The 12,461-nt window shown below is 32.3% G+C and carries 10 protein-coding genes; 3 read left to right on the top strand and 7 right to left on the bottom strand.

The features are described from left to right. Positions 1-49 precede the first annotated feature (49 nt). A complete protein-coding gene (locus tag H6W53_RS04750; RefSeq protein ID WP_185205023.1) occupies positions 50-607 on the top strand; it encodes a hypothetical protein in 558 nt (185 codons plus the stop codon). A 107-nt stretch (positions 608-714) separates the two neighbouring features. Here the strand turns inward: H6W53_RS04750 and H6W53_RS04745 are convergent, their stop codons facing one another. The 4 genes from H6W53_RS04745 to H6W53_RS04730 form a co-directional block, all read right to left on the bottom strand. Continuing rightward, positions 715-1,038, bottom strand: coding sequence for a helix-turn-helix domain-containing protein (locus H6W53_RS04745; RefSeq protein WP_185205022.1), 324 nt, complete (start codon positions 1,036-1,038; stop codon positions 715-717). 2 nt (positions 1,039-1,040) lie between these two features. Next, on the bottom strand, positions 1,041-1,463 hold the full coding sequence (locus tag H6W53_RS04740; RefSeq protein WP_185205021.1) for a transposase: 423 nt from the start codon (positions 1,461-1,463) through the stop codon (positions 1,041-1,043). 93 nt (positions 1,464-1,556) lie between these two features. Continuing rightward, a complete protein-coding gene (locus tag H6W53_RS04735) occupies positions 1,557-3,080 on the bottom strand; it encodes a hypothetical protein (protein ID WP_185205020.1) in 1,524 nt (507 codons plus the stop codon). A gap of 21 nt (positions 3,081-3,101) precedes the next feature. After that, positions 3,102-4,736 (bottom strand): tail fiber domain-containing protein, encoded by a 1,635-nt coding sequence (locus H6W53_RS04730; protein ID WP_185205019.1) that lies wholly within the window; start codon positions 4,734-4,736, stop codon positions 3,102-3,104. Between the two features lie 412 nt (positions 4,737-5,148). On the opposite strand from H6W53_RS04730, the gene H6W53_RS04725 reads away from it, so the two are divergent. Then, entirely contained in the window at positions 5,149-5,763 is a 615-nt protein-coding gene (locus H6W53_RS04725; protein WP_185205018.1) for a response regulator, read from the top strand. A gap of 16 nt (positions 5,764-5,779) precedes the next feature. Further along, a complete protein-coding gene (locus tag H6W53_RS04720; protein ID WP_185205017.1) occupies positions 5,780-7,783 on the top strand; it encodes a sensor histidine kinase in 2,004 nt (667 codons plus the stop codon). A 324-nt stretch (positions 7,784-8,107) separates the two neighbouring features. Here the strand turns inward: H6W53_RS04720 and H6W53_RS04715 are convergent, their stop codons facing one another. From H6W53_RS04715 to H6W53_RS04705, 3 genes are all read right to left on the bottom strand, one after another. Beyond that, a complete protein-coding gene (locus H6W53_RS04715) occupies positions 8,108-9,181 on the bottom strand; it encodes an endonuclease (protein ID WP_002977387.1) in 1,074 nt (357 codons plus the stop codon). Between the two features lie 266 nt (positions 9,182-9,447). Then, positions 9,448-10,188 (bottom strand): phosphatase PAP2 family protein, encoded by a 741-nt coding sequence (locus H6W53_RS04710; protein WP_228457505.1) that lies wholly within the window; start codon positions 10,186-10,188, stop codon positions 9,448-9,450. Between the two features lie 200 nt (positions 10,189-10,388). Then, a complete protein-coding gene (locus tag H6W53_RS04705) occupies positions 10,389-12,449 on the bottom strand; it encodes a heavy metal translocating P-type ATPase (RefSeq protein ID WP_002977380.1) in 2,061 nt (686 codons plus the stop codon). Between the last annotated feature and the right edge of the window lie 12 nt (positions 12,450-12,461).

Genomic DNA, 12,461 nt, shown 5'->3' with positions numbered 1-12,461 from the left:
AAAATTAAATTACCTCCAATTCTTTTATTTTTGTAAACAAATATTTTAAATGAAGTGGAACAGTACAATCTTCCTACTTTTTACAGTTATCTTTTGTGAAGCGCAGATTTCTGAAAAAGTAAAAATGTTAGCCAAACCTTTAGATACAATACAGTATGCAGAATCTTCACATATCGGAATTGGTGGTGAAAGGAGTAAACTGTATGATGATTTCAGAAAATTAGCGAAAACTGCTACCAATAATGAGCTTTTTTATCTGGCGAAGAACGGAAGCAATTCTTTAAAATTGTACTCAGGGAAAGAACTTTTTAAAAGAAATGATAAACGATTTCTTGAAATCTATCAATATTATAACGATCATCCTGTAATGATGAAATATGTAAACGGCTGTGTCGGAAAAAAAGATAATATTGCGACGCATTTGATGGATGAAATGTATGCAGCAAAGGAAATTATTTCCATTCGAGATTCTATTTCAAAAGAAAAAACAGATAATTTTACTAAAGCTCAACTGAAAAGTATTGAGGATGAAGGGTATAAGAAATTAAAAATAGAAAATGTAAAATATTTTTTAAAGGAAATTAAAAAAATTGATTTCAAAAAATAATTTTCCGAAATCAAAAAAATCCCCAAGCTTCCGCTCGGGGATCTTGCCTGATTTTTCACTCATCAAACATTACACAATTAATAAATTAATCATATAAACAATTACTATTATTTACAGTAATGCTTTTTCCACTTTGAAACTGTATTTCGACTCAATTTAAAGTAGTTGGCTAATTGTGTGTTATTCAAATTATTTTCTCTTTGGTAACGAAGAATTTCTAATATAGTATCAACATCATAAGATTTGTGCTTTTGGTTGAATGAGTTTACTTCTTTATCACTAAACCCAACAATAAGCCGATTAAGTTCAATAATATCTAATACTGACAACCATTTTTTCTGTAAAATACGCGTACATTTTTCACTTTTTTGATTCTGATATTTCATTTCGATCATATCATAATAAATTTTTTTAAAATCAGGTCGTGTCATTTCTATTTTTTATATTTTGTAATCCATTTATATAAGGTTGTTTTAGGAATTTTATATTCTTCTATAACCTGATGTTTCGTTTTCCTATTATTCTCAATCAGCTCTAATATAAATTCTATAATTTCTTTAGTATATATGTTTTTTCTAAATTGCGGAAGTACAGTATTTTTAGGCTTTATAATTCTATTTTCTCTGCATGGGGGAGCATATAGAATTAAATGCTGTGAATAGAGCCTAAAAAAATCGTATTCCAGAAGCTTACTCCACTTCAAAATAATTTCAGATCCCAGACTTTTGGACTGATACATTTTCTGAATTTCGTCTTCTGAACAATCTAAAAAATTACAGATACGCAGTATTTCTATTTTGCTTTCAGCTGCCTTTTTTGCGATGAGATTTCCTATGTGAATATCTTTAAAATTCATATACTTTTAAATTTCTATGATGCACTTTCAATTATATATTACGCTAGTATTGATATTTCTGTCTATAGAAAAATTAAAATAAATAATGTAAAATTAGTTCAGCCTTTGAGCCGTGAAATAAAAATAAATATTAGTAGCATCTCTTGTAGCAAAATAAGTTATCTGATACCATTCACCTGTTGAAAAAGTTAACATCGCGTTTACATACTCATTATTACCACCTGCTCCGGACTGCACGGAAAAACTATCATTCCCATCCACCCTATAAGAATATGTATCTGCTGGCAAAACACTGTTAGCACCAGCAACAAATTGATCATTTGTGGACAAAGCAGATATAGAAAATGTGACCGATGTACTTTTCGTATTAAACAAAACAGGAGCAATAGAACCAGCAGTAAAAGGTGTTTCCATAAAGTCTAATCTTAAGCCATTTATAACAATATATTTTGATTGTACGGCAGATGATTGAAAATCGTATGAAACTTGCTCAGAGACATTAATTGTTGATCCGGTGGCATTTGTAGCTTTTTTTCTTGCATTTGTAGGGGAATTTGTGAAAAAGGATGTCGCATTAACAGTAGCTGCAAAAGACTGTGTTTCGCCAATAGAAAAAGTATTACCGGCTCCAACTACTGCGGTACACCCTGAAGCACCAAATATACCCGGAATATCAAAGCTAGCTGTAGATGGAGAGGAGCCACTTGGAGTACCTGTAATATCATAAATCAACATTCCATCTCCAACGGCTAATGTACCTGCTCTCAGTGTTGCTGTTAAGCCAGTGACTCCTGTTGAAGATATTGGAGTCCCACTTCCATATGATGCTCCATTACCTCCTGTGTATGCAACTGACATGGAACCAATGTAAGGAGAGCCTGCTACATAAGTTTTAGGAGAAAGCACAGTACTAAGACAATTTATTGATGATATGCCTGGAGCCACTGATGAGGAATTCTTTATATTTCTCCACTCTGTTCCATTCCAAAAATAATATCCTTTTTCTAATGTGCTTCCAGAATTAAAAACCAGCAATCCTTCTGGTTGGTTGGCAACACTATTATCTCCATCTCCATTCAAATCTTGTGTGCTTGAAGTTAAATTAACTCTGGGAATAAGAATTCCTTTATCTGAAGATGACATATCTAAGATAGAATTTGTATTTGGCGCATTTGTACCTATACCTATATTATTATTTGTACCATTAATCACAAAAGTGTTAGTATCAAAGTTTACATTATCGGTAATACCCACAGTTCTTCCAGATCCTATCGTACCATTATTCTCATAAATATTGGTAGCTCCCAATTTTGTCCAGGCGTTCCCATTCCAATAATGAAATCCTTTTGTAAAAGTTCCTGCATCTGCTATCAGATATACTAATTGTCCGTTGGTACTTCCGCTGGTAGCCAAAGAGTTTACTCTTGGAACCAAAATACCATCGTTTGCACTTACTGCTCCTGGTATCGAATTCCCTAAAGAGCCTGTATCATTCTTTCCTCTTATATCTAATGTTGCCTGTGGAGAAGAAGTATTAATACCAACATTTCCAACCTGGCTCAACGTTTTTATACCAATAAAAAATAATGATAATGGAAGTAATTTTAATTTTTTCATTCTTGTTTTTTATATTTGTTTCTATTTATGCTTTTTAGCGAGTTCTTTGAGTTCGTCAATTTGTATTTGCTGTTCTTTTATTGCGTTAATTAAGATTGGAATTAAAGAGGAATAGCTTACTGAGTAATAACCATCCTTATCTGTAAATACGGCATCAGGTAAAACGTTAAGTACTTCTTGTGCTATTACTCCATATTCTTTGCGTGGATCGCTGGCATTTTTTTTAAATCTGTAAGAATATCCGGTTAATTGCAAAATTTTAGAAAGGCTATTTTCTTCTTTTACAATATCCTGTTTCAGTCTTTTATCAGAATTTACAGATCCTCCTGTTCCATTGAAGCTAAAAGTTTTACCATTACTGGAAATTGTAAGAGTATTGGAAGAGGCATTATCCACAACAATTCTCGCAGATTGGGTGTTGTCTGGAGAATAAATATCTAAGTCCCCTCCATTTCTAATAGCTATTGCGGTTCCTCCCGAGTTTGCAATCACTAAACCGTTATCACTTCCCAACGAAGAAAAATCATTGGTACCTAAACCAAATCTACCCCAGGCAACCACATTAGGTTGGGATGCATCTGCACCACCTGGATTATCTCGAAAATGAAAGGTATTATCTTTATATCCTATAAAATCTTCTGAAGAAGCGCCTGTAGCATCTTTAAAAGTAATGTAGTTATTATCATCAGCATAGGTAGGATCTACTGAAAAGGCTCCATTCCCCAATGCAATTCCTCCGTTTATCATTAATCTATGAATAGGATTGGTTTCATTAACTCCTACATTTCCGTTCGCTAAAATAGTAATCCGCTCCGTTGCGTTAGTATGTAAAGATAAAGAGGTAGATTCTAAATTCTGAATTGAAGCAGCTCCAGTAGAAGAAACACCAATCTTTAAACCATCTGTAGCAAGTGCTCCTACCTGTCCGTTTGTGAATTGTTCATAAGTATCTGTAATGCCAAGTCTGTGTATCTGTAATGCATTATTAACTGCAGCGTTTCCTACTCCTATTCCTACATTACCTAAAGTGGCTGTGTTGGCATCAATTCTCATATGCTCCAAACCATTAACACCTAAACGCAAAGATGCATTAGTACCGTTATTCGTAGTAATGTAGGGACCATTATTCGTTGCTGATACTCCAAAGGCTATTCTTTGTATAGAACTTCCAATTCTTGCTACATCTGCATTAGAAAAATTAGTACGGACATCTAATTGACTATTCGGAGTCGTAGTTCCTATTCCTACATTACCTGCATCAGTCATAACAAACTCACTAAAAGCTGCTCTGGTTGTTGTTCCGTCTGCATTGGTTCCCAACTCTATTCTAGGCGGGGTAGCACCGCTGTTATTTATCCATGCATCAGCTGTTGTATCTGCCCTTGCAGGAATGAGTATAGGAGTCCATACGGTTCCGTTCCAATAGTGGAATCCTTTTGTGAATGCTCCTGCATCTGCTACTAAATATACTAATTGTCCATTGATGCTTCCATCGATAGCCAGAGAGTTTACTCTCGGAACTAAGATACCATCATTGGCACTTACAGCTCCCGGTACTGCTACCCCTGAAGTACCTATATCATTTTTCCCTCTAATATCAAATGTTGCCTGTGGAAAAGAAGTATTAACCCCTATATTTCCAGCCTGACTAAACAATTTTATACCACTAAGTAGTAAAGATAACTGTAGTACTCTAATTTTTTTCATTTCTCTAAATATTTTAAAAGGTTATGCTAAAAAAGGTTGACCTTTCTTATCGTAATAAATGTGGCAATGGTGGCATAGAAATATTCTAAATATCAAATGATTACTTATAAAACCGGATAATAGATTAATCCGGTTTTACTTTTCATCATTTCGTTAATTATTTAGAATCATATAAGGTCTATCATTTGTGTTTTTGTAAAGAACAAAGTAATAGATTTAGAAAAAAGTTGTCAACAATCAATATTGATTATTTTTTTTAACTAATATTAATTAGTTTTATATCACTAATAGTAATTACTCTACTTTAAATGTTTAAACTTTAGCTTTGTAGAGTTCTGTTGTATAACATTTTTTACATATTATGAAGATTTTATTATTTGACGACCACACCTTATTTGTGCAATCTTTTAAAATCCTTTTGGAAAGTAATTTTTCTGTTCAGCATGAAGTATTCGGATGTACAAGCATAGAAGAAGTGAATGCATGTATGGAAAGACAAAAAATTGATTTGATTTTTACAGATTACCTAATACCGGGACTGGATATCTTCCATATTATTAATCAATGGAAAAAAGAAAATGAATTTATAAAGATTGTAGTACTCAGTAGTATAAACAGCTCAAATTTGATTGCAAGATTATTGCTTAATAGTGCAGACGGCTTTTTATCCAAATCTGCATCCCAAGATGAAATTTATAAATGTATCAATTACATAAACAATAATAAAAAATATGTCTGCAAAAACTTGGAATCGGATGTTATGCAATATTTACTGTTAAAAGAAAATAATATTTTCAGCCAGAGAGAACTGGAAATCATCGAACTTATTAAACAGGGAAAATCAATCAAAGACAAAGCAAAAATTCTAAGCCTGAGCGAAAATACAGTTATAACACACAGAAGAAATATTATGCAAAAAGCGGGTGTAAAATTTGTCACTGAGCTTTTGGCTAAATTGGGAGATTTCGGTTTGTAATTTAATGTCTATTTTTATGATGAAAAACTATTTTTTTTTCCTTTATCTCTTTTTTTTCGGTCACTTCTTTTCTCAGAATTTTGGATCTGTTGAGGATGTAAAATCTTTTAAACAAAGTGAAAAAATTGATAAGATGACCAAACCTGAATTACTGAAGGTGATAAATCAATTAGAAAAATTTAAAACCAAAGAACAATATAAAAATACTGATAACCTAAATAAAATTATCATTCTCAGTACTCTTGCAGATTGCTATGATTTTGTACAGAATGAAAGAATGCAAGATAAATACAACAAAGAAATTATATCCTTGTACGAAAAAAGCACAGAACAGATGGTAAATAACAAGACCGATGACTGGGATACCTATTATTCTAATGCTCTTATGCAGTATGCTAATTCTTTATGTAAAAAAACGCAAGATTTAAAAAGTATAAGTACTATTCTTTATAAGCTGAAAAAAGTAGTGATGAAAGAAAAAAAAGAAAGCGCCAGTCTGAATTACTATGCATTAGAAGGCAATATATTTTATCAGGCTAAACTTTTTAAAGAATCTGTAAAATCCTATCAAAAAGCGATTGCTTTTTATAAAAAATCAAGCTATAAAGGTAAAATTCCAAATTATCACGAAACTATCTTAAATAATATTTCCAATTCAGTATTAGATCTGGTACTAAACAATGATAATTTAAAAAAAGAAGAAAAGCTAAAATACTTAAGCATCATTGATTCCAATACAAAAGAAATAGAAAGTTTACATTACAAAGAAGCCAATATGCTTAGAACTTATTTTGCACAAGCCTACTCAGAATATCTAAAAGAGGATTATCAAAATGCAGAAAGATTTATTGAAAAATCACTAAAGCAAAAAAAAGAAGGAAGATTCATTATCACAGAGGATTATGTTTTTGCTAAAATGATAAAAGTAATGATTCTTATTAAACGGAAAAAATACGTTTTAATCCCTAATCTAAAATCTGAAATAGAGGAATCAAAACCTTTTAAAGATATTATTTCAGTAGACAGCAACTTTAAAAACAATTTGGCTCAGTATTACAAAGTCGTCTCAGAATATGAAAAAGACCGTAATAATTTTCGGGAAGCTTATCGTATAAAAGTAAAAGAAATTGAGATTATAAAGCAAGACAGAAATGAAAAACTAAATGTACAATTCAGAGAACTGGAGAAAAAATACAATATCTCTAAAAAGAATGAACAGATTGCAGAATTAAATGTAAAAAAAAAGAATTTAACCATTACTCTTATCTTCTTGTGGAATCTGATTTTGATAAGTACAGTCTTCATATTTTTCTATATTCGAAAGAAGAAAAGACAATCTCAAAAATTAGCTCAACATCTTAAAAATATCACAGAAAACGAAATTCATAAAATTCATTATGCAAAACAAGCGGCTGTTAATGAATTAAAGAAGACATTTTCTTTGCAACTACATACAGATATTGGATCTTCGTTAATAGCAACGGCTAATTTTCTAAAAGTAAAACGAAAGCTGGAACCTGATGTAAAAGCACTAAAATTATGGGAGTCTTTGGAAAAAGAATTGCAAAAAATTTACGCAATCATCCGTAATGAGAGTCACAAAATCTATGAAAGCTGTCGTAATAGTGATTTTTTAGAAGAATTAGAAAAAAGTATTCAATTAATTTTCGTGAATTCAAAAATTATTAATCTTCAAACCCAATTTGATCTTAATCCTCAAATAGAACTATTTCCGGAAACAAAAGTTTCTATTCTAATGATGATTAAAGAAGGTTGCACAAATATTATAAAGTATTCTACCGCCCAAAATGTATTCATCAAAATAAATAATGATGAAAATTTCATCTACATAGAAGTAAAAGATGATGGTAAAAAGAAGTTTTTTTCAGATAAGCGCAAACAAGGAATAGGACTTCAAACGCTAAAAGAAACTATTGAAAATCTTAATGGTAAATTCTCAATTTCCAAAACAGAATCTGGGTTCAGTATCAATGCCAATATGCCTTACTCATTAAAATAATTGAAAAAAATATAACAGATAGCATCCAGAATTGGATTCGGCATGTAATAAAAAACCGCCCTGAACATTCGTTTAAGGCGGTTTTAAATTATTTTGTTTTTAAATAATTATTTTACTTCTTCTAATATAATAACTACTATAAATCAAATAGTTATATTTTTATGGTACAAATATGGTACAAAAAAGTTATTCTTTATTTATGTATTAAATATTTACACATAAAAACCTTCTCAACTAATGGGAGATATTATAATTTACAATCTAACCAATATTATAATTTTTTTGACTTAGAACAGTATTTTATAAATAATCTTTTTTATTGATTTATTTTATAATAAACTTTGTATTCAGATCGCCAGTTTTCAAAATATAAATACCCTTAGGAAGATCTGTAAGAATAATTGTATTATCTTTTTGAAATGGATTTTCAATTGTCTGTACTAATTGACCAGTCATATTATAAATCAAAGCAATTTTATATTGTCCTAGATTTTTTCCGCCTAACACATAAATCTTATTATCTTTTACGGGATTAGGAACGATCACAAGACTTTTTGACAAATCTACATCTGCAACTCCCATATAAGCACCCCAAATTAAAGCGACGAACTCAGGACGATCGATGTATGGATTTCTATTACCTTGGTAAGTGAATGCCGCATTATTTCTTGCTATCTCAAAAGGAGAAACAGGATCTAAATTATTCCACTCGAGTAATTGTTTTAATTCCCATGTCTGTAAGCCAGGGTAGGCTGTACTACCTAATATGTTTCCGCTGCTGAAACCTGATAGCTGCGTCTCGTATCTGGTTACAAAATATAATATCATTCTGGCAATATCACCTTTAAACTCATCAATTGGTTCAAAAACAGTCCCCGCATAACCTGCAGATACTGAACTTCCCAGTTTAGAACCGTTTAGTGATGTAAATGAGGTTGATCCTACTTTTCCAAAAGGATAATTTGATCGCATTCCGTTGACTTTTCCGTCAGTAGGTGTAACAAAATGGACATCAGATCTCATCGGTAAATTCTGATTAAATAAACTTTGCGGTACGACATGTTCTCGGTTGTAACAGTCTCCTTCAACACTATAATTTCCACATTGTTTGACTCCATGATTATAAATATATGGATCTGTTCCTGTCGGATTTTCAGAATACATATCCATTACAGTTCCATCATTTTCGTAGAAATAATCCCTATCTGTGCTTTGAAAAGCTGTCAGCAAATTGCCATAGCCATTATCTTGGTGGCCGTTGGTAATGATAGTTTTCAACTTTGACTTTAAAGAAGCTCCTGATAATCCCGCAGTGCCATCATAATAGTTTGACGGAGCCTGTCCATAAACAGAATTTAATACAAGGCTTACCAAAAGAGTTAGTACAAGTTTTTTCATTTTGATTTAAATAAAGGGTTAATATTATGGTTTAAAAAATTTGTTGATAATTTGTCATTTTCCGTCATTATGAGTGTGTGTTTTTTCCGAAGGATGCGAATGAATCTTAACATATTTGATATTAAAATTGTATACCTGATGAATTACCAAAAGGAGCATAAAAAGAAGCCAGCCAACAATAAAAAAAAGATCTTGAGAAGTAAGCCTGTGCTTACCTCTTCGAATAATTTTTCTTCTAAAACGTCGTTTAAATCCCATGTTCTAAATTAGAAGGTTATCTGATAATTAATCCCAAAAGTATTGCTATGACCATTCTTTTGATAAAGAGGGGCAAGCATAGAGACAGATTTTTTGTTTTTATTAGCTGATAAAAACATATTGATTTTCGGAAATAGCCAATAAGCTAATTCGGTTGAAAGTATTCCTACCCCAGCGCCCGCTACTACATCTGTTACCCAGTGTTTGTTATTAATAACTCTGTAAACACTTGTGAATATTGCAAATGGATATCCTGATAAACTGAGCCAATAATTACTGTCTCTATATTCTCTATACATAAACTGCGCTGTTGAAAAAGCAATTGCTGCATGCCCAGACGGAAAAGACATATTGTTGGATTTATCTGGGCGTTCTTCTCCAATTAAATATTTTGAAGGTATTACGATTGCTGTCGATATTAGCTGCGATGTTGCAAGAATAATTGTTCTTTCTCTTAAATTATGCTTGCCTTTCAAACCTGAAATATTAAATCCATAAACCATCACGGCAGGTATGAATTGGGTATAATTATCCAATGTAGAATTATGAAGATTATGGTCTTTTACTTCTTTTCGTACTCCTGCATCAAATTCTTTCATTTTAGGAATAGCGAAACTCATCGCTCCTATGGATATTAAACTTGTAGGGGCTATAAGTCTCTTATAACTAAAATTATTTTCAGGTTTTTGGACAGCAATCGTATCCCCAATTTTTTCACTTACTGTTAAGCTATCCTGTGCTAAAGCCAAATTGCATACTAGCATAAAAAAAAGAACTGGAATCTTATTTATAATATTGATTATCATTGCATTAATTGAAAAATTAGAGTAAATAGTTTTGTTGAATATTTTCAATAAACAACCTGTTCTCGGTTTGAGAACTTTATTTTAATTGATATTTGTTGGAACTTTTCTTAAGTGATTAGTGAAATTAGAATGCTATGTTATTTTTATTTGAAATTCATTCGTTGGATGCGTACAGCATTTAGAATTGCAATCAATGCAACACCTACATCTGCAAAAACAGCTTCCCACATTGTTGCCAATCCTCCGGCTCCAAGAATTAAAACAATTGCTTTGACCACAAATGCTAAAATGATGTTCTGCCAGACAATTCTTTTAGTTTTTTTGCCAATGTTAATAGCCATTGGTATTTTTGAAGGTTTATCATCTTGAATCACGACATCAGCAGTCTCAATGGTCGCATCACTCCCTAAGCCGCCCATGGCAATACCGACATCACTTAAAGCAACCACTGGGGCATCATTAACACCGTCACCAACAAATGCAACGCTCTCATTTTTGGATTTTATTTCTTTCACCTTGTTCACTTTATCCTCAGGAAGAAGGTCACCGAAAGCGTTGTCAATTCCTATTTGTTCTGCGACATATTTTACAACGCTTGTTTTGTCACCACTAAGCATTGTTGCCTTTACATTTAAATTATGTAACAGTTCTAAAGTTTTTTTAGCATCGTCTTTAATACTATCAGCGATAGTTATGTAGCCTGCAAATTTTTTATCATAAGCAATTGCAATAACGGTGTAAACAATTTTTGAAGGATCAACATCATATTGAATATTGAACTTATCCATAAGCTTGAAATTCCCTACGAGTATATCCTTACCGTTGATTACAGCTTTAAGACCATGACCTGCAATTTCCTCAGAATTCTCAACATTAATTGATGTATCCAAATCGCCAACATATTCGTGGATAGCAGTTGCCACAGGATGGGTACTCTTGCTCTCTACAACATTAACCATCTTAAGGATTTCATTTTTATCAAATTCTGATTTAATATCGACTTCCTGAACTTTAAATACTCCTTCCGTCATAGTACCGGTTTTATCCATCACAACATTTTTTATTTCGGCAATCTTATCTAGAAAATTACTGCCTTTAAATAAAATTCCGTTTCGACTTGCTGCACCAATACCTCCAAAATACCCTAAAGGAATTGAAATGACTAAAGCACAAGGACAAGAAATTACCAGAAAGATCAAAGCTCTGTATAACCAATCTCTAAAAATATAATTATCGACAAAAAAATATGGAATAAGACATATCAGTACTGCTAACACAACAACAATCGGAGTATAAACTCTTGCAAATCTTCTTATAAACAGCTCCGTAGGTGCCTTCTGCGCAGTCGCATTTTGAACCAATTCTAAAATCTTACTGAGTTTACTGTCCTCATAAGCTGTATTGATTTTTACCAAAGCAACACTATTCATATTAATCATCCCTGCAAGAACAGTCTCTCCTTTATTTTTTGTATCAGGTTTACTTTCGCCGGTTAGTGCTGCCGTATTAAAAGATGCTGAATCTGAAATAAGCTCTCCATCCAAAGCAAGTTTTTCTCCAGGTTTTAACTGTATGGTTTGCCCTATCTCTGCATTGGAAGCTTTAATAGTTTTTGTTTCGTTATTTTCAATAATTGTCACCTCATCCGGTCTTTGATCAAGAAGAGCTTTAATATTACTTTTTGCTCTTGTTACTGCTAGTGTTTGAAAAACTTCCCCTACAGCATAAAATAACATAACAGCTACACCTTCAGGATATTCACCAATTATAAAAGCTCCTATAGTTGCGATACTCATCAAAAAGAATTCAGAGAAAACATCACCATCCTTAATGCTTTCAAAAGCTTCTTTTAAAACAGGAAGCCCGACAGGGGCATAAGCTGCTGCATACCAAACAATACGAATCCAATCTTTAAACCAGTCTGGTTTAAAATAATTATCTAACGCAATTCCCAACAGAAGCAATAACAATGAAACTATTGCGGGAAGGAACATCTGAAAAGTACTCTTATCACTATTGTCATGATCGTGGTTATGTCCATCGTCATCGGAATGATGCTGTACTTCTTTCTTTACATTTGTTGAACAACAGCCATTATCCTCAACAATGAGTTTTTTGGCTCCTGCATCCTTATAAATCTTGCCTTCCTGAGGCGTACAGCAAAGCTGGTTACCTTGCTCATCGTAAGTGTGTTGATGTTTCATAGAAGTATATTT

The organism is Chryseobacterium sp. C3 (assembly GCF_014218905.1).
Taxonomy (GTDB): Bacteria; Bacteroidota; Bacteroidia; order Flavobacteriales; family Weeksellaceae; genus Chryseobacterium; species Chryseobacterium mucoviscidosis.
This window is presented reverse-complemented; position numbering and strand designations above follow the sequence as displayed.

What these genes read in the sequence shown, in the direction of transcription:
- H6W53_RS04740 (WP_185205021.1), bottom strand. Translation starts at nt 1,463, where the DNA reads ATGAATTTTAAAGATATTCACATAGGAAATCTCATCGCAAAAAAGGCA.
- H6W53_RS04720 (WP_185205017.1), top strand. Translation starts at nt 5,780, where the DNA reads ATGATGAAAAACTATTTTTTTTTCCTTTATCTCTTTTTTTTCGGTCAC.
- H6W53_RS04735 (WP_185205020.1), bottom strand. Translation starts at nt 3,080, where the DNA reads ATGAAAAAATTAAAATTACTTCCATTATCATTATTTTTTATTGGTATA.
- H6W53_RS04750 (WP_185205023.1), top strand. Translation starts at nt 50, where the DNA reads ATGAAGTGGAACAGTACAATCTTCCTACTTTTTACAGTTATCTTTTGT.
- H6W53_RS04725 (WP_185205018.1), top strand. Translation starts at nt 5,149, where the DNA reads ATGAAGATTTTATTATTTGACGACCACACCTTATTTGTGCAATCTTTT.
- H6W53_RS04715 (WP_002977387.1), bottom strand. Translation starts at nt 9,181, where the DNA reads ATGAAAAAACTTGTACTAACTCTTTTGGTAAGCCTTGTATTAAATTCT.
- H6W53_RS04705 (WP_002977380.1), bottom strand. Translation starts at nt 12,449, where the DNA reads ATGAAACATCAACACACTTACGATGAGCAAGGTAACCAGCTTTGCTGT.
- H6W53_RS04745 (WP_185205022.1), bottom strand. Translation starts at nt 1,038, where the DNA reads ATGACACGACCTGATTTTAAAAAAATTTATTATGATATGATCGAAATG.